Annotated in this window: 15 protein-coding genes and 3 pseudogenes; 17 read left to right on the top strand and 1 reads right to left on the bottom strand. The window is 53.4% G+C overall.

What is annotated here, in order from left to right; genetic code table 11:
- Window positions 1-12 precede the first annotated feature (12 nt).
- The 5 genes from V8J88_RS06455 to tssI all read left to right on the top strand — a co-directional run bounded on the left by V8J88_RS06455 (window position 13) and on the right by tssI (window position 5,680).
- The gene (locus tag V8J88_RS06455) at window positions 13-729 is read left to right on the top strand and encodes an ABC transporter ATP-binding protein (RefSeq protein WP_338848524.1); all 717 of its coding nucleotides are present in this window, start codon (window positions 13-15) and stop codon (window positions 727-729) included.
- Entirely contained in the window at window positions 726-1,682 is a 957-nt protein-coding gene (locus V8J88_RS06450; RefSeq protein ID WP_338848523.1) for an HlyD family efflux transporter periplasmic adaptor subunit, read from the top strand. The genes V8J88_RS06455 and V8J88_RS06450 overlap by 4 nt, the downstream gene beginning before the upstream one ends.
- Window positions 1,679-3,088, top strand: coding sequence for a TolC family protein (locus V8J88_RS06445; RefSeq protein ID WP_338848522.1), 1,410 nt, complete (start codon window positions 1,679-1,681; stop codon window positions 3,086-3,088). The genes V8J88_RS06450 and V8J88_RS06445 overlap by 4 nt, the downstream gene beginning before the upstream one ends.
- On the top strand, window positions 3,085-3,912 hold the full coding sequence (locus tag V8J88_RS06440; RefSeq protein WP_338848521.1) for a 4'-phosphopantetheinyl transferase superfamily protein: 828 nt from the start codon (window positions 3,085-3,087) through the stop codon (window positions 3,910-3,912). The genes V8J88_RS06445 and V8J88_RS06440 overlap by 4 nt, the downstream gene beginning before the upstream one ends.
- Window positions 3,913-4,204: 292 nt before the next feature.
- The gene (gene tssI, locus V8J88_RS06435; RefSeq protein ID WP_338848520.1) at window positions 4,205-5,680 is read left to right on the top strand and encodes a type VI secretion system tip protein TssI/VgrG; all 1,476 of its coding nucleotides are present in this window, start codon (window positions 4,205-4,207) and stop codon (window positions 5,678-5,680) included.
- Window positions 5,681-5,683: 3 nt separating this feature from the next.
- Here tssI and V8J88_RS06430 read toward each other — a convergent pair.
- Window positions 5,684-6,423: pseudogene (locus tag V8J88_RS06430) on the bottom strand (IS5 family transposase).
- 105 nt (window positions 6,424-6,528) lie between these two features.
- On the opposite strand from V8J88_RS06430, the pseudogene V8J88_RS06425 reads away from it, so the two are divergent.
- The 12 genes and pseudogenes from V8J88_RS06425 to V8J88_RS06370 form a co-directional block, all read left to right on the top strand.
- A pseudogene (locus V8J88_RS06425) lies at window positions 6,529-7,047 on the top strand (type VI secretion system tip protein VgrG); the annotation flags it as partial.
- Window positions 7,048-7,103: 56 nt separating this feature from the next.
- The gene (locus V8J88_RS06420) at window positions 7,104-7,592 is read left to right on the top strand and encodes a hypothetical protein (protein ID WP_338848519.1); all 489 of its coding nucleotides are present in this window, start codon (window positions 7,104-7,106) and stop codon (window positions 7,590-7,592) included.
- Between the two features lie 12 nt (window positions 7,593-7,604).
- Window positions 7,605-8,762 (top strand): DUF2169 domain-containing protein, encoded by a 1,158-nt coding sequence (locus V8J88_RS06415; RefSeq protein WP_338848518.1) that lies wholly within the window; start codon window positions 7,605-7,607, stop codon window positions 8,760-8,762.
- On the top strand, window positions 8,759-9,817 hold the full coding sequence (locus V8J88_RS06410) for a hypothetical protein (RefSeq protein WP_338848517.1): 1,059 nt from the start codon (window positions 8,759-8,761) through the stop codon (window positions 9,815-9,817). Before V8J88_RS06415 ends, V8J88_RS06410 begins: the two co-directional genes overlap by 4 nt.
- 2 nt (window positions 9,818-9,819) lie before the next feature.
- Window positions 9,820-10,212: a DUF4150 domain-containing protein gene (locus V8J88_RS06405; RefSeq protein WP_338848516.1), complete on the top strand. Its 393-nt coding sequence runs from the start codon at window positions 9,820-9,822 to the stop codon at window positions 10,210-10,212.
- Window positions 10,209-11,558: an HNH/endonuclease VII fold toxin-2 domain-containing protein gene (locus tag V8J88_RS06400; protein ID WP_338848514.1), complete on the top strand. Its 1,350-nt coding sequence runs from the start codon at window positions 10,209-10,211 to the stop codon at window positions 11,556-11,558. Before V8J88_RS06405 ends, V8J88_RS06400 begins: the two co-directional genes overlap by 4 nt.
- A 14-nt stretch (window positions 11,559-11,572) precedes the next feature.
- On the top strand, window positions 11,573-12,541 hold the full coding sequence (locus V8J88_RS06395) for a hypothetical protein (protein WP_338848513.1): 969 nt from the start codon (window positions 11,573-11,575) through the stop codon (window positions 12,539-12,541).
- Between the two features lie 168 nt (window positions 12,542-12,709).
- Window positions 12,710-14,011, top strand: coding sequence for a tetratricopeptide repeat protein (locus V8J88_RS06390; protein ID WP_338848511.1), 1,302 nt, complete (start codon window positions 12,710-12,712; stop codon window positions 14,009-14,011).
- Window positions 14,012-14,135: 124 nt separating this feature from the next.
- Entirely contained in the window at window positions 14,136-15,446 is a 1,311-nt protein-coding gene (locus V8J88_RS06385; protein WP_338848510.1) for a hypothetical protein, read from the top strand.
- Window positions 15,447-15,500: 54 nt separating this feature from the next.
- The gene (locus V8J88_RS06380) at window positions 15,501-15,863 is read left to right on the top strand and encodes a hypothetical protein (RefSeq protein WP_338848509.1); all 363 of its coding nucleotides are present in this window, start codon (window positions 15,501-15,503) and stop codon (window positions 15,861-15,863) included.
- A 12-nt stretch (window positions 15,864-15,875) separates the two neighbouring features.
- Window positions 15,876-16,556: pseudogene (locus V8J88_RS06375) on the top strand (phage baseplate assembly protein V); the annotation flags it as partial.
- Between the two features lie 3 nt (window positions 16,557-16,559).
- The gene (locus V8J88_RS06370; RefSeq protein ID WP_338848508.1) at window positions 16,560-17,168 is read left to right on the top strand and encodes a DUF6484 domain-containing protein; all 609 of its coding nucleotides are present in this window, start codon (window positions 16,560-16,562) and stop codon (window positions 17,166-17,168) included.
- Window positions 17,169-17,172 lie beyond the last annotated feature (4 nt).

Genomic DNA, 17,172 nt, shown 5'->3' with positions numbered 1-17,172 from the left:
GGGAAAGAGAGCATGAGCATACCGCCCACTATTGTCGGCAAAAATCTGACGCGCAGCTTCCATACCGGAAAAACGCAACAGACCGTGTTATCGGATATTTCAATTTCTGTCTTGCCGGGTGAATTAACACTCATTATCGGCCCCTCCGGCTCAGGGAAAAGCACTTTGTTGTCTGTCTTGTCGGGTTTATTGACGGCAGACTCCGGCACGGTGCAGGCGCTGGGGATTGAGCTGAACCGGCTGTCCAGCAGCGAGCTGGATGCCTTCCGTTTGCAACATTGCGGTTTCGTGTTTCAAGGTTTTAATTTGTTTGCTTCACTCACGGCCCTGGAAAACGTGCTGCTTTCGCTTAAGTACGGGCCAAAAATCGCGCCCGCCATCGCGCGCCGGCAAGCGGCTGAAAGCCTGGAGCTGGTCGGTCTTGGCGCGCGCATGAATTTGCGGCCAGCTGAATTATCGGGCGGCGAAAAACAGCGGGTGGCGATTGCGCGCGCTTTGGTTAAGCGCCCGCAGCTGCTGTTCGCCGATGAACCAACCAGCGCCCTCGACAGCCAAAACGGGCAAATTGTGATTGATATCTTGCACCATGCGGCGCAAAGCCAAGGCGCCACCGTGCTGGGCGTTTCGCATGACCACCGCTTGATCAAACATGCCGACCGCGTTGTTACTTTGGAAGACGGTCGGATTGTGAAGGATCAACGCACCCGCCATATCTTGGAGACTCCATGAGTTCGCTGTTACAACGTTGCGCGCTTAGCTTACCATTGGCTTGTATCTTGCTCAGTGCCTGTAGCGAAGCAAAAATTGAGAAACCCGTCCCCGTCAGCCCATGGGCCGCCATCGCCAAGGGCAGCATCAGCGTGGAAGGCGGTTTGATCAGCATCGCCGCAGCCCGCCCCGGCATCGTCAAAACGGTCTTGGTGGAAGAAGGCGCGGAAGTCAAAGCCGGCGATGTGCTGGCGCAGATCGACGACCGCGAAGCGAAACAGGCGCTGAAAGTGCGCGAGCATGAGCGCGATCAGCATCAGCCTGCAATCGCGCTTCTGCAAACCCGTCTGACTATCGCCGAGCGGGAACAAAAACGCTTGAGCAGCTTGTCCGGTGATGATGTGGTGACAGGTCAGCAACGCGACCAGGCAAATGACGAGGCCAAACTGGCCAAAGGCGAGCTGATGCGGGAGAAAGCCGCTTTGGCGACTGCCGAGGCGCAGGTAAGCTCGGCGCGCCTGGAGGTGGATCAGCATATTGTGCGCGCGCCGCTGGATGGGCGCATTGTGCGGCGTCAAGCCCGTCCCGGCGATGGCACTTCGACCTTGAATGTGACGCCCTTATTTATTCTGGCGCCGCATGGCCCGCGCATTGTGCGCGCCGAGCTGGAAGAGCGCTTTGTCAGTGCGGTGGAAATTGGCCAAAGCGCCGAAGTGACGCTGGAGGCGAGCGAGAGCAAGGTGTATAAGGCGCGGGTTTTGCGTTTGGGTCAGGTGTTTGGCAATCGGCCTGAAACCGATGATCCGACTGAAAAGCAGGATGTGCGGGTGATTGAGTGCGTCCTGGCGATTGATGCGCCAGAACTGCGGATTGGCCAGCGTGTGATTGTGCGAATCGCCAAGCCGCACGGGGCGGCCCATGCCGGCTCCAGCGCCGCCGCCAGCGCAACACAGAATAAGGCGGCGCCAAAATGAAGTGCGCCAAGCTGGTTTTACGCTGCGGCAGCGCGGCTGTGCTGTTCAGTCTGGCAGCCTGCAGCCAACTCACGCCCGTGCGCCCGGCCCCTGCCCTGCCCGCGCAGTTCAGTGTGAGCCTGGCGGCGCATCAGGCCAGCGCGCCGCGCTGGAGCAATTTTGGCGATGACGGCTTGCGCGCCTGGATCGCTCAAGTCTGGGCCGGCAATAGCGAGCTGCGCCTTGGTTTGGCGCGCCTCGACAGCGCGGCGCAGGATTTGCGCTTGGTGCGCGCACAACAATCCGCCAGCATAAATCTTGAGCAATCCGCTGAACGGCGCAAAAATTCCGCGCTGGATCAGGGGGAAAGTGAGAGCAAAAACCCCAGCTCGCGCTACACCAGCCAAATCAGCTTCGGCTATGAAATCGACCTGCGCGGGCGTCTGGCTGCTGCGCGCAAGGCGAGTGAGGCGGAGCAAAGCGCGAATCAGCATGATCTGCTTGCGCTGCGCCTGAGTCTGGCGCGGCAAACCGCCGAGTTATGGCTCAGCCGCGCAGAATTGCAAGCGAATATCGACAATACCCGGCAAACCATCGCGCTGCGCCAGCAATTGCTGCAAAGCGAGCAGCGCAAGCGGGCTGCGGGGATGAGCAAAACAGAGGCGCTGCAAGAACATGAAAGCGCGCTGCTGACGGCCAGCTTATTACTCAATAAACAGGAACAGGGACGGCAAAGCGTTGAGCGCAATCTGTGTCTGCTCGCCAATCTCATGCCAGGCGAATGCCGCTTGCCAGCCGGCAAACCGCTTGCTGCGCTGGCCTTGCCGCAGTTGGGCAATGGCGTACCGGCGCAGTTATTACAGCAACGCCCTGACCTGGCCGCCGCACAGGCGCGCTATGACGCGGCGCGTTCGCGTATTGATGAAGCTGAAGCGGCGCGCTGGCCTTCGCTCAGCATTGCCGGGGTGATTGGGGTCAACGCCGCAGCCCCGGCGGGCTTACTGAAAAAAGGCGCGAATCACTGGTCTTTGATGCCGCAATTCGCGCTGCCGCTGTTTGATGGCGGGCGCCGCCAGGCGGAATTGGAAAAAAGCAAGTCCGCCGCCGAACAACACTATTTGCAATGGCACGCGGCCATCACCCGCGCGGTGCATGAAGTCGAAAGCGGCAGCGCCAGCTTGCTGGAAAGCCGCCAGAATGCGCATGATTTACAGGCTGTGCACAGCATTGCCGCGCGTCAATTGGAAAAAGAACGGCAAGCGCGCAAGGCTGGCTTGGGCAATGCCCAAAGTGAGTGGCGCAGCCAATTAGCCCTGCTGCAAGTCGAGCAGGAAGTCAGCGCAGCACGGCATGCGCAATTATTGGCGAATGTGCACTTGCAAGCAGCGCTGGGCGGGGCCTGGCCCGGCACTCCAGACGCGCCGTGATCGCTTTGGATCAGACGCTTGCTGCGCAGCCTGGTGCGTCTGTTGAGCCGGCCCAGCTGGCGCGCTTATTGGCGCAGCTCGACGCCATACACGATGCGGATGAGGGCGACGGCTTAAGCCAATTCACGCGCGCAGCTTGCGTGCAAAAAGCGCAAGACAAGGCTGAGCAGCATTTGGCGACCATCTTCCGCGCTTACTCGCTTACGCAGCATTGGCATGACTTTGCGCAAAATGATGCGTCCCTGCCCGCTGCGCTGCTGCATGCCGCGCCGAAAAGGCAGATTGAATTTGCCGCTGGCCGCTGGTGCGCGCGCCAGGCTTTACGGCAATTGGCTTATCACGGTGCGGCGGAGATCGGCATTGGCGAGCACCGTTGCCCGCAGTGGCCGGATGCTTTTATCGGCTCAATCAGCCATAGCCAGGGCTGGGCCTTGGCGGTGGTTGGCCATCGCGCCAGGTTTGAGGCCATCGGCATCGACCTGGAGGCGATTTTGCCGGAAGCCAGCGCGCATTCGGTGAGCCGGCATCTGGCCATTGCGTCTGAGCTGGCTGTAGGCCGCTTGCATGGTTTGCCATACGCGATCTGGGTCAGCCTGCTGTTTTCCGCCAAAGAAAGTCTGTTTAAAGCGCTCTACCCTGCGGTTGGCCGTTATTTTCATTTTCATGATGCGCTGGCGCATGATTTGCATCTGCCGCAAGGCCGGCTCAGCTTGCGCCTGTGCACGCACTTATCCGAACAGCACCCGGCAGGCCGGGCTTATCCGATTCGCTTTGCGATTCATGCGCGCCATCTGATCACGCGTTGCGTGCTGCATCAGCCATGAGACGCCGCGCCAGCACAGCAGCAAAATTCAGATTTTATGCCGTGCAAGAAGCTTCGTGCCTGCGCATGTCATCAATACGCGGGCAACTCCACGCCTGCCACAGTACACCTTGCTTTTTTTATCTGTAAAAGCCCCCCCTTCCTGCAAGCCGCTCTTGCCGCTGCCCTGATGGAAATCACTGAAAGACATTACTGTTTTGCTATTTTTTTAACTATAATATTCCCTCACGCCTGACATGCGGCATTGTTATATGCCGCATTTTCCCCTGTTTTCATATCATAAGGTTTTGCCCATGCTTGCCAATCTGATGTCCGCCAAACGCCTGATGAAACTCAGTTTTTTGCGCAAAGACGGCCCTGCATCCACGCTGCTGATTGAAGGCTTGCATGCGGAAGAAGAATTTTCGCGTGACTTTGAATTCACCGCGCATGTGCTGTCTGACGATCCAGAAATCGCGCTCAAAGATGTGCAAGGCAAGCTGGTTGGCATCGAACTCAACCGCGATGATGGCGGTTCTCGCTGGTTCACCGGCTATTGCTGGAACTTTCAGCTGATATCGTATGACAACAGCGTAGCCACCTACAAAATGACCCTGGTTCCCTGGCTGGCTTTCCTGCGCTTGCGCAAAGACATGTTCATCTTCCAGAACAAGACCTACATCGAGCAAACCAAAGAGATTTTTGAAGACTACACACAGGCCAAGTTTGATATCAAAGTCAGCAAGGCCGGCCATCGCCACACCTATTGCGCCCAATATGATGAATCGGACTACAACTATGTGCACCGGCGCTGGGAAGAGATGGGCTGGCATTACTGGTATGAGCACGATGCCAGTGGCCACCGTCTGATTTTGTCGGACGATTCCAGCGCTGCGCCACCAGTGGATGGAGATAACACCATTGCCTATCACCATGGCGGCGGCGACAACAAGGAAGACAAAATTGGCGTGTTTGGCGGCCAACGCGAAGCCGTTTCCAGTAAAGTCAATTTGTCCAGCTTTGATTTCAAGCGCCCCACACCGGCCTTGGTGGGCAAAACCAGCCAGCAGGAACAGGGACAAATCGCCAAACTCGAAGTGTATGAATATCGCGGCTTGTATGGCTTTACCAATCCAGATGAGGGCAAACAATACGCCGAACGGCAAATGGAACAAATCGAAGGTGACGCAAAATGCTTTGCCGGGCGCGGCAATGTGCGTCAGATGCAGACAGGACGCTGGTTCACCTTGACACGCGACCATTTAAAACAACTGTTTCGCGGCCCCTCGCATAAATTTGAATTCCTGTTGCTGTCTGTCACGCATGACATTCATAACAATCTGCTCAATTCCGACGGTGGCATGGGCAGCTACGCCAACAGTTTTACCTGCCTACGCCGCAAAGTGCCTTGGCGCCCGGCGCGCGGCCACAATAGCGAAGATGTGCGCGTGCCAGGCGTGGATACCGCCATTGTCACGGGCTTGGATGGCGAAGAAATTTACACCGACAAATATGGCCGCATCAAAGTCCAATTCCATTGGGACAGAATGGGCCAGCATAATGAAAACAGTTCAGCCTGGGTGCGCGTGATGACGCCCTGGGCGAATAAAGGATTTGGCATCATCGCTGTGCCGCGTATCGGTACAGAAGTAGTGATTCAGTACTTGCAAGGCAATCCAGACCGGCCCTTAGTGGTCGGCCAGTTGTACAACGAACGCCACTTACCGCCCTGGTCTTTGCCAGCCAATCAGACGCAAAGCGGTATCCTGACCCGCTCTAGGGTGTGTTGACATTTATTTCAACCATATCATTGATGCCGCCAAGGTTACAAACGAAGAGAAACGGGTATCCAGTTTGTCGTAGCGGGTAGCGATCCGTCGAAATTGCTTAATTTTGGCGAAAAAGCGCTCAATGAGATTGCGGTTTCGATATTGGAACTGATCATAATCCCGCTGTTCTTTCCGGTTCGCCTTTGGTGGAATCACGACCTTGGCATTTTTTCCCTCAATGCAATCAATCAGTGTGTTGGCATCATAGGCTTTATCTGCCAGCACCGCTTGTGGCGCGACGTCATTGAGTAACGCGGTTGCCTGGGTTATATCGTGAACTTCTCCGCCTGTCAGGATGAACTGAACCAAATTGCCCAAGCCCTCAACGCAAGCATGAATCTTGGTGGTTAATCCCCCACGAGACCGGCCAATGGATTGCGGCCCCTTTTTTTTGCGGCTCCTGCTGCATGCTGATGCGCCCGCACGATAGTGCTATCAAGAAAAACTTCCTCAAAGTCCGCGTCCTCGCGTAGCACGGCAAAGATTTTGTGCCATACCTGCTTATCCGACCAACGCGCAAACCTCACATAGACGCTGTTCCATGGGCCAAATTCAGCAGGCAAATCCCGCCACGGGCTGCCTGTCTTTGCTATCCATAAAACAGCTTCCACAAACAGCCGATTATTCACGCCTGTTCTGCCTCTATCGCCAACCTTTCCTGGTACCAAGGCTTCAATTCTTGCCCACTGATCGTCCCGTAACATCATCCGTGCCATTCTGTTTTGCCCAAAAACAAGAATGTAAACACAAGTGGCAAAAAGTTAACAGCTTTTTTTGAAAATTCCCATCCAAAGTGCTGTTAATTGTCAACACGCCCTAGTAAAGGCGGCGACGCCACCACCGCCAACGCCTTGCGTTTTGAAGACAAAAAAGGACAAGAGGAAGTTTGGTTGCACGCTGAAAAAGATCAGCGCATCGAAGTCGAGCACGATGAAAGCCACTGGGTAGGCCATGACCGCAGCAAAACCATCGACAACGATGAAACCGTGCATGTCAAACACGACCGCACCGAGACAGTGGATCATGATGAAACCATCACCGTACACAACGACCGCAAAGAGCGGGTGGATCATAACGAAACCATCAGCATTGGCGACAATCGGCAAACTGAAGTTGGCAAAGACGATACAAAAAAAGTCGGCAACAATTGGCGTGTAGAGGTCGGCGACAGCATCGAATTCGTCTGTGGTAAATCGGTGCTGCGCATGGATAAGGATGGACATATCAGCATTAACGGGCATGAAATCATCCTTGGCGCAAGCGGCGATCAATTCCTCCAGGCCAAGGGCAATATCACCACCAAAGCCAAAAACATTTTTGATAACTGAGGTCAAGCATGGCATTGCCCCCATTTAAAACTGATGCTGCCGCACAAGATGCGAACATGGATGCTGCCGCAGAACAAGCGCCGGGATTACTGCAAGAATTACTGTTGAAGCCACAGAATACACCGCAGCGAATTGATGGCGTGATGCAAGGGCGGCTTGTGCGCAAGTTGGACGCTGACATGGTGGAAGTTGAGATACCCGCATTGCATAAGGAATCTGTACGCGCCAGCCTGATTTGTGCGGCGGATTTAATCGAGGAAGGCGCAGCAGTCGGCATCATGTTTGCACAAGGCAATCCAGATATGCCACTCGTGATGGGAGCTTTTCATGCCAGCCCGCCAGCACAAGCACAGGCGTTAGAGGTGCGATGTGACGACACGCCACAGCGCTTGGTGCTGGAAGCTGAACAAGAGTTGGAATTGCGTTGTGGCGAAGCCTGTATTTTGCTGACTGCTGATGGCCGCATTATTCTGCGCGGCAACTATATTTCCAGCCACGCCAGCGCCAGCCAGCGCATACGCGGCGGCTCGGTGCAGATCAATTAAGGAAGCGACACAATGGAATTGCTGGTGGCTTCAAAATATCTGCAAGCGGCTATTACCGCAGGGCAAGACAAAACCGGACAGGAATATCTTTTGATTGTGGTCAAAGGTTGCTGGAGTATTGTGCCGGATGGCGCAGCAGGACAAGCCATTGCACGCTTAGCGCCTGCAGACAAACCGGCGCAAGCGGATACTTTCGCAGGCGCGCCAGGACTTTCCGCACCTATCTATGAAAGTGATTTTGCACTGTTTAAACCGCGCTGTGATGTGTTGTTCCATGCGCAGGCTTACGCGCCAAACGGCCAGCCAGCCACGGAAATCGGCGCAGGCTTTCGGCTGGATGCGCTGGAAAAGTTAATACATGTCACCGGCCCATCCCGCTGGTATTGGCAAGATGGGGCTTGGCAACATACGCTACCCCAGGCTTTTCAGAGCTTGCCTTTGCGCTATGACTATGCTTTTGGCGGCGCCTGGCATCGGGCAGAGAGTAATGAAGCAAACTATTTTCTGCAAAATCCTGTTGGCCTTGGTTTTTGTCACCCTGACGCCCAGGGCGTCATGCCGGATGCGCCGGGCGCACACGGCGCCAGCCGGCCTTGTTTGCGCCCTTGGGGCAGTCCCGCAGTGAATGAGCCATACCAGGAGCAAACCGCCATCGCATTATCACCTGTTGCGCGACACTGGCAGCCGAGACAACGCTATGCCGGAACCTATGATGAGACTTGGCAAACCGAGGTTTTCCCGTTCTTGCCGCAAGACTTCGATGATCGTTTTGCCCAGGCTGCGCCGGCAGATCAGCAAATCGATTACCCGAAAGGCGGCGAACAAGTCAGCTTTTTCAATCTGCACCCGGATATGCCGCAATTGCATTTCCGCTTGCCGCGTTTTGACCGCCTGCCCATGCGGGTGCTGTTGAAAAGTTATCAAGTGAAAGAAGTAGAACCTGTTGTGGATACGCTCTTTTTTGAGCCTGACAAAATGCGTTTTTCCGCTGTGTGGCGCAGTCGCTTGGCAGTGGATTCTTTGCATCAAATCCGTTCAGTTGTGATTGGCAAAGTGTGTAAGAACTGGTGGGAAGCTAAATCAATTGGCGCAGAAAACTGCACACAGTGCAAAGAAGCGCGCAAAACCAATGCTGCCGCACCACAAGCCACTGAGGATTGCCCGGAATGATAGAACTTCCAAAAGAATTGGCCGAATGGCAAGTGATGCGTGTGCGCAGCATTGGCCTGTGCTGCTCGGTTGGCTATCAAGCGGCGAGCGCGGTTTGCGCCTTGCGCGCCGGAATTGATCATTTCCAGGAAGGCGCTTTTTTGGATAATCAAGGCGAAGCCTTGGCGCTTGCCGCCTTGCCAGCAGAAAATCATGCCGGCTTGCCGCGTTTAACTTGGTTGGCGCAGCATGCCTTGCAAGATTGCGCGCGCCAGGAAATGATCGATAGCGCCAATACCTGTCTGTTGTTGCTTGCTGCAGAGCGCAGCCGGCCACACACGGATGTGGAACGCTACCAAGCCAGCTTTGACGCGATTGGACAGCTTTTTTCAAGCCCATTTCACAGCAGTTCATTGATTCTGCCGCTAGGGCGTGCTGGCATAGGGCATGCTATATGGCAGGCGCAAGCCTTGCTGCGCAGCAAGCAGGTGCAGAAGGTATTGATATTGGGCTTGGACAGCTATCTGAACGCCGCCACCATTAACCACTATTTGCGTCAAGATCGTTTGCTGTGCAGCTATCAAAGCAATGGCTTTATTCCTGGCGAAGCGGCAGCCGCCATCATGCTTGAATTGCCTGAACAAATCATTCCGGGTTTGTATGTGCGTGGTTTGGGTTTGGGCATGGAAGAGGCGCAGCCGGGCAACGGTGTGCCGAATCGTGCACAAGGTATGAGCATCGCCATGCGGCAAGCTTGCGCCAGCGCACATTTAACGCCATCAGAGTTGGATTTCAGGCTGAGCGATCAAAACGGCGAAGTCTTTTTTTCACGCGAAGCCGCGACTGCCAGCATGCGCCTGATGGCGCACCCGGATAACCCGGAAAGCATAGACTTACCCGTCCTGACCACTGCGGATTGCTTAGGCGAGATTGGTGCGGCAACCGGCTGCGCCATGCTGGCCTGGATGCAGGCAGTCATGCCGCGCAATGATGGCCCAGGCTTGCAAGGGTTAATGCATTTAGCAAACGAAGACGGGCGCCGCAGCGCCTTGGCGCTGACGTATTGGAAAGGATGAAAATGGGACAGCATCATGTGTATGCCAACAATATGGAAATCTGTAACAAGACATCCGATGGCAAAGTGGTGGCGAATATGCCGGATGTATGCATGAGTCCGCCGGGGCCTGCCGCCGGGCCGATTCCGATTCCCTATCCCAACACAGCATTCGCCACCGATCTGAGCAATGGCTCGACGACCGTGTTTATACAGGGGAAACCGGCTGCTTTGAAGGACATTTCCTGTTTTGCCACCAGCACCGGCAATGAACCTGCCACGCAAAATTTTCAGAAAGGCATCGTCTCCAACGTCATCAAAGGCAAGGCGCAATTCGTGGACTGGTCGCCGAATGTCAAGATCGAAAGTTATAACGTCTGCCGCCACCTTGACCCGATGACACAGAACCACAAATGAGCAGAAAAAGCAAAGGCGCCAGCCAAAGCGGCAGCAGCGCACAATCAAAAGACAAGGCGACCCAATCCGGCCCCAACGTCAAACCACAGCCCTATGTGAGCGTGATGCAGACTGCGCCGGAATGTGAAAAAGACAGAAAGCGCATCGAAAGCAAATGCAAGCCTGATCCAGAACCAGAGCAGGATGCGAATGGCAAGCCTAAGCCTAAACCAGCGAAGAAGGGGCTTAAAGGAATTGTCAGCAAAGCCGGTGAAGGATTAGACAGTCTGGCGCGTGCTGGTTACACACGTAATCAAAGCAACGCTTGGATGGATTCGCACTGTGATTTCATGTGGTTAAAGCCAATTGAGCCAATGAATGCAGCTGAGATTGAGAAACTCAAGCAAGGCTTGGAACAACTGAAGAACGAAAAATGGGGTTTAGTGCGGCATGGCATATCCGAGCTGTCCGATTTAGCAATTGAAAAGGCTGGCGATGCCGCAAAAACCAAATTGCGCAACCTGGCCTTGCGAACTGCGGCTAAACATATCGTCGGTATTTTTACCACGGTACTCTCGCTTGGAACGGTCGGCACTGCTGTTGAGGCAGGCATGATTGCCTGGACAGTGACTGATGTGCTGAGCACTGGCGCAGAGTTGGCGGCCATGGCTGGGGAAGAAGGTGCTGCAATTTTTGCAGCAGTGCAACAGAACTTGAAAATTGGCGAAGTTGTTTCGCAGGCATTGCATGATTTGCAAACCAATCCTGACAAAGTGCTGGCGGAAGCGATGGAACTTGCCGGCAGTTTAAACGCCTGCCTTCGCGCGCGGCGTTGTCAATTGGTCTCCATGTCGCAAACCAGTGCGCTCAACGCAAAAAAGCACGGGATGGGTTGCTGCCCAGGACAGACCGGGCATCATTTGCTGCCTAAGGAGATGTTCAAGCGAAAGATTGAAGTTGATACAGGACAGAAGTACAAGAATGGCAAGCCGATCATGAAAAAGGTGGATGATCCTGAGAATTGCACCGATTACACAAACAGTGTGCATAATAATGCGCCAGTGCTGTGTGTTGAGGGGACAAACCAGAACACGGCTAGCCACAAAAAGGTGCATGATAGTATGGATAAGCTGATGGAACGCCATCGACTAGAACACAAAGACACTATCAGTAACGAGCAAGCAATAGACGCCGGCGTTAAATCTCTTAAAGAAACCTTCAAGTCAGGATGCAATCCAGAATGCCTTAAAGCGCAACTTAAGAGCTACTACGATAAGTTGTGTAATGGGAAGATGAAGCCAAGGAGTGGCAAAGGAAAAACAGTTGAAAACACAGGTGATGGTACTGTAGAAGTTGATGCCGCATAACAATGGAGATAAATGTGAAACTAGATAAAATTTCATTCGATAAATATATCAAAGGATCGACGCTCATTGATGCAGTAGTCCGGCGTAAAGATATGCTCTATTTCATCTTTGAAGATGATGCGCCAAGACCAGAAACGGAAACAACCTGGACGAGAGTGATTACTTGCAATGACAGGCCAGGTCTCCGCCCATGGGGTATTGCTGAGTTAAAAGGTATGCTGAACATGAAGGCATCGGTTGCCTATCAACCGAAAGAGCAGTTTGTTGGTTTTTCACTCAACCACCATATATATGCGATTGGCAGTGGAGAAGTCGGCTTTGAGAAAGATTTGTCCTCAGGGAAAAACGATGCTGGTGAATGGGCTGGTATGAGAGGTGGGGCCGTAAAGTCTAAGACTATTGACGGATGGCTTTGGATTGTAGGCAGCGGTCGCTCAGTTATGCGCCGACAAGGTAACAATACTTGGGAATGGCACAGCGCAATTCCAGACAGATCGCTGATGGACGATGGCGGTTTTGAAGACATCGACGGCTTTTCCAGCACCGACATCTACGCCGCAGGCGGCCATGGCGATGTCTGGCATTTTGATGGAAAAACCTGGCGTGCGATCCCTTTTCCCAGCAATATGAGCTTGGAAACGGTGTGCTGCGCCGGTGATGGCATGGTGTATATCGGCGCGGACGAGGGCGCGGTTTTTCAAGGACGTGGTGAGCAATGGAAGCTGATCCATCGTGGTGATACTACCTTGTCCTACACCGATTTGGTCTGGTATCAAGACCGCGTATGGGGTACGTCAGATTATGGTGTCTGGCATATCCAAAATGGCAAAGTCAAACGCGCCCATTTGCCCGATGGCGTGCGCGTGTGCGCCGGGCATTTATCCGCTGCGGATGGCGTCTTGCTCTTGGCCGGGCAGTATGGCGCTACCCTGTTTGATGGAAAACAGTGGAATCGGATTATAGATTTCAACAATTTGGCATAAACTTTCACCTGGGTATGCCAGCAAGAAATAAATTTATCATCTTGATAGGGTAATACATGACAAATATCTGATTGCGCTCAAGATTGGCGTAATCAGATAGCTTGCTAAACACATGCCGGCAGAAAATGCCCGCTTTGAATAACACCATCATATAAAATACAAGGAAGCATGATGTCAGATTTCTTAGAAAAACATCAAGTCAGCATAATTAATTATGAACAAGCCTGTGAAAACCTTGGCTTGGATTGTTTATTCGATTTTTTAGATAATGCCGATACATATTATGGGGAATTTGAACTTGATGATTTGGAAGTTTACTATCATGATGGGGACTTGGAAATACATGGTGATTTTGATGCGATTGGTTATTGGAATTTATCCAGCTTGTTGGTGGTAAATGGAAACTTCATTGTGCACGGTGAAGTTGCTTGTCAATATTATGTGACGGGGAATAGCAGGTTTGAGTTTCTTCGCATACACACACTACAGGTCACTTGTGGCGATGAAAAGATAAAGTATCTTGCACATGCATCCGCAGAAGATGATGAGGATGTCAGGAAACTACCACAAAGACGGATTGATACTCCTCATTTGTTTTCATGGTATATAGATTTAAACAGCTTTATTCTCCAGCAAGATACATGTATTTTTGCATTGTATGATTCTGATGAATTGGATTGTTATGAGCAGGATATGGATGAATGCCACTTATTGCTAACTTGGCATGAGTCGGCGTATGCATTAAAACCGGAATGTTATACAACTATTGAAACAGAACGATACAACGGCAGCATCTGGCGAATATTCGAAATCTACGAAAAACTAAAAAATGAAAAATCCATCTTTGTTGAAGAATTTAATAAAGAAGCTTTGTCGCATTATAATGCTGGATTATGTTTAAAATCACAAGGTGACTATCATGGAGCATATCAGAAATTCAAAGAAGCATTACGACTGTGGCCAACATATAGCAAAGCGTTATTACATGCTGGGCTGTGCTTGAAGAATGCTGGCGCATACGCACAAGCCCTGCCATTATTGCGTAAATCATATGACTGTTTTCCTCAAAGGTTGGCATATACCGAACTTACCTGTTTAACCCAGGGCGCAATTTGTGCTTTGGCGCTACGGGATTGGAATGCAGCCGCAGAAATCGCGCTGCAGGCTTTGCAGCGTGATAGTGAAAATGCATTTGCATTGCGGGTGCAAGCTGAAATTGCATGGCGCAATGGCAATGCCAAGCAGGCAATCAGCCTATTGGAACAATCGGCACAAAAAGGCTCATTCTACTCGAATCACTGGTTATTAGGTTTGTTATATTGGTTGGATGGAGAAATTGAACTGGCCGAGCAGCATTATATGCAATCCAAGCAAGCTAACCCTGATGCAAAACACTATCGAGAAGTGGATGATCCAAACTACATCTACAGTGCGGCAGTCACGGTTAATTGGGATAGTGTGTCCCAATAGTTGTGACAGTTCTGAATGACGCTTACCTAAGGAATTTCTATATTATCCAAGGGGTTACTCGTTAGCCCCACTAAAAAATAAGCGCATATTGCACCTTCAACCAGCGTAAAACGATCACCAAAAAATGTTCCAGATTGAAGAAAAGTCGCCGCCACAGATTCAGCCAGTCATCCAGCGCCATGCCGATGACGCCGCCTTTTATTGGTCGCAACGTGACGCACATCGCGCCTCCCCATTGATGCCTTACGCCCGTTTTGTGCAATTTGACCGCCTTTTGCAAGCGCATCTGGATGGCGTGATGCTGGCGGGTGAGTGCGCCTGGGATATGGCTTGGAAAAACCTGCAGCGCTGGCGTGGCGCAGGCGAATGCTTTGTGGCCGGCATGCTGCTCTTGCACACCGCCATGGATGCCGCACAAAAACGCAGCCGCTTTGATGCCTTATGCGCCATGCTTCGGCAAGACGACGATTTATTGCGCGGCATGGCCAGCGCTATCGCCTGGCAGGGGAATGCCTGCTTGCAATGGTTGCCGCAATGGTTGAGTGCGCAAGCAGAACCCATTCTGAACGCACTGGCGCTGCACGCATGCGCTTTATTGCGTGCGCCTGCGCCTGATCTTATGCCCTGGTTTGATCATGATGCGCCGCAAGTGCGCGCAGCAGCAGCGCGCTGCGCTGGAGTGAGCTTGGCGCGGCAGTGGCAATGGCAGCTGCAAGCGCTGGCGCGGGATGAAGACGCCAACGTCAGAATGCAAGCCATCAAAGCCCGTTTATTGCATCTGCAAACGCCCAATGCAACACACGATGCCGCCTTGCTGGACTTGGCGCAACAGGAATTGTTGGCCTGCAATCAGTCAGCACAAGGCAAAGGTCTGCGCGCCGTGCAGGCGGCAGACGCCGCGCAGCAATTGGCTGGCATGCTGGGACAGGTTTTGGCGCCCGGCAGCGCCCAGCTTGGCAGCTTGTCGCGTGCGATTCCGCTACGCCAATTCTGCTATTTACTGGCTTGTCATGGCGACCCTGCCAATCTGCCATGGCTGGTGCAAGCATGCGCGCATCAAGAAAGTGCGCGCGCGGCTGGCGCAGCCCTGCACATGATCAGTGGCATTGACTTAGAGCGCGCCGGCTGGAGCGCAGCAGCGCCCAGCGAAGATGACAGCATGGCGGCAGATCGTGCGCGCCCCCTTGCTGATCCAGACGCCGGCTTGCCATGGCCGGATGTCGCCGCCGTGCAAAGCGGCTTGCCACACATGCAGGCAGCGCTTGCCGGGCAAGCTGCGGTACTGTGTGGCATGCCGAAACAAGACCCCGAAGCCATGCGCCAGGTCTTGCAGCAAGGCCGCATGGCGGCGCGGCAAGTGGCGGCCTGGTCTTTACTGCGCACAGGCGCAGCTTATTATCCGCGCCTTGCTTCATCCAGTGTGCAAGCCGGATGAAATGGGGAGCTGATGCGCTGCATGAATTGTCATTGCAGCAGGAAGGCGCATAGTATGGGCTTTTTAAAACACTTGGCGCATGCAATCTGCCTGCTTTCTCCTGCTCTGGCAAGCGCAGCCGTATCAGGTGGAGAATATAAACTGGCGCGTGATTATGTGTTTGCCGCCTGCTTAGTGGAACGCTACAAGGGAAGTCCGCTTGAGGCAGAAGCACAAACTTGGGCTGGCGGCCTGATTGAAGCCGGAAATTTGCCTGCAGAAGCGTATCCCGTGCTCGCAAAGCTGGCGAGCCGCGCGCCAGCAGCCAGTTTGGAACCTAATGGAGTCACTTTGCGTATTCCGGGATGTGTAGACTTGATCCATGATAAACGCTTTGAATCGCTGCTAAAGAAAACGCTAACGCCTTTTCTTCGTTAAGGCGTCATCAAAAATGGCTTTGGCATCATCGCTGTGCCGCGTATCGGCACGGAAGTAGTGATTCAGTACTTGCAAGGCAATCCAGACCGGCCCTTAGTGGTCGGCCAGTTGTACAACGAACGCCACTTACCGCCCTGGTCTTTGCCAGCCAATCAGACGCAAAGCGGCATCCTGACCCGTTCCAGTAAAGGCGGCGACGCCACCACCGCCAACGCCTTGCGTTTTGAAGACAAAAAAGGACAAGAGGAAGTTTGGTTGCACGCTGAAAAAGATCAGCGCATCGAAGTCGAGCACGATGAAAGCCACTGGGTAGGCCATGACCGCAGCAAAACCATCGACAACGATGAAACCGTGCATGTCAAACACGACCGCACCGAGACAGTGGATCATGATGAAACCATCACCGTACACAACGACCGCAAAGAGCGGGTGGATCATAACGAAACCATCAGCATTGGCGACAATCGGCAAACTGAAGTTGGCAAAGACGATACAAAAAAAGTCGGCAACAATTGGCGTGTAGAGGTCGGCGACAGCATCGAATTCGTCTGTGGTAAATCGGTGCTGCGCATGGATAAGGATGGACATATCAGCATTAACGGGCATGAAATTGTGCTCGGTGCGACAGGCGAACAGCATTACAAAGCAGACGGCAACATTACCGTTAAGGCTAAAAACATTCTTGAGAATTGAGTTATGACAGATGCAAGCAGCCAATCCGGTGCGCAGCAAAGCGGCACGCCCTCAAGCGATGACCTGGCGCACAATCCATTTACCACATCTGACCCGGCAGGTTTGGCCAGTCTCTTGCAAAAAGAGTTTCAGCCGCCACCGCCAGCGGTGCATGGCGTAGTCGTCGGTACACTCTGCGACGTGCAGACAGAAGGCAGTTATCTGATTGCGCTGGATGCTATTGGCATACCGCAGGCGCAGGCGCAAGCTGCGTGCGCCCCGGCTTTGTTAGCGCCGGGGATGAACGTTGCTGTTATGTTTTTGCAAGGCGATACGCACCGTCCTTTGATTATTGGCCCCATGCATGAAAGCCATGCTGCTACCGCGCAGGCGGGGGCAGCGGTGGAAATGCGTGTGCAGCCCACAGACGCCGGCGAGCAAGCGCACAGCGCAGTATGGGAAATCGACAAACGGCAGATTACGATGCAGGCAGGCGAAGAATTAAGCCTGCGCTGTGGCGATGCCGCCATCATCCTGACCAGTGACGGACGGATTCTGTTGCGTGGCGTTTATATCTCCAGCCAAGCCAGCGCCACACAGCGCCTGCTGGGTGGATCAGTACAAATCAACTAAAGCG

Origin of the sequence: Massilia sp. W12 (genome assembly GCF_037300705.1) — a bacterium.
GTDB lineage: Bacteria > Pseudomonadota > Gammaproteobacteria > Burkholderiales > Burkholderiaceae_D > JACPVY01.
Note: the sequence above shows the minus strand (reverse complement) of the source record. Positions and strands in the feature narration are given on the sequence as shown.

Excerpts from the sequence above, each read along its gene's own strand:
- V8J88_RS06405 (WP_338848516.1), top strand. The coding sequence starts at position 9,820 with ATGGGACAGCATCATGTGTATGCCAACAATATGGAAATCTGTAACAAG.
- V8J88_RS06385 (WP_338848510.1), top strand. The coding sequence starts at position 14,136 with ATGTTCCAGATTGAAGAAAAGTCGCCGCCACAGATTCAGCCAGTCATC.
- V8J88_RS06400 (WP_338848514.1), top strand. The coding sequence starts at position 10,209 with ATGAGCAGAAAAAGCAAAGGCGCCAGCCAAAGCGGCAGCAGCGCACAA.
- V8J88_RS06450 (WP_338848523.1), top strand. The coding sequence starts at position 726 with ATGAGTTCGCTGTTACAACGTTGCGCGCTTAGCTTACCATTGGCTTGT.
- V8J88_RS06390 (WP_338848511.1), top strand. The coding sequence starts at position 12,710 with ATGATGTCAGATTTCTTAGAAAAACATCAAGTCAGCATAATTAATTAT.
- V8J88_RS06455 (WP_338848524.1), top strand. The coding sequence starts at position 13 with ATGAGCATACCGCCCACTATTGTCGGCAAAAATCTGACGCGCAGCTTC.
- V8J88_RS06445 (WP_338848522.1), top strand. The coding sequence starts at position 1,679 with ATGAAGTGCGCCAAGCTGGTTTTACGCTGCGGCAGCGCGGCTGTGCTG.
- V8J88_RS06370 (WP_338848508.1), top strand. The coding sequence starts at position 16,560 with ATGACAGATGCAAGCAGCCAATCCGGTGCGCAGCAAAGCGGCACGCCC.
- V8J88_RS06410 (WP_338848517.1), top strand. The coding sequence starts at position 8,759 with ATGATAGAACTTCCAAAAGAATTGGCCGAATGGCAAGTGATGCGTGTG.
- V8J88_RS06415 (WP_338848518.1), top strand. The coding sequence starts at position 7,605 with ATGGAATTGCTGGTGGCTTCAAAATATCTGCAAGCGGCTATTACCGCA.
- V8J88_RS06420 (WP_338848519.1), top strand. The coding sequence starts at position 7,104 with ATGGATGCTGCCGCAGAACAAGCGCCGGGATTACTGCAAGAATTACTG.
- tssI (WP_338848520.1), top strand. The coding sequence starts at position 4,205 with ATGCTTGCCAATCTGATGTCCGCCAAACGCCTGATGAAACTCAGTTTT.
- V8J88_RS06380 (WP_338848509.1), top strand. The coding sequence starts at position 15,501 with ATGGGCTTTTTAAAACACTTGGCGCATGCAATCTGCCTGCTTTCTCCT.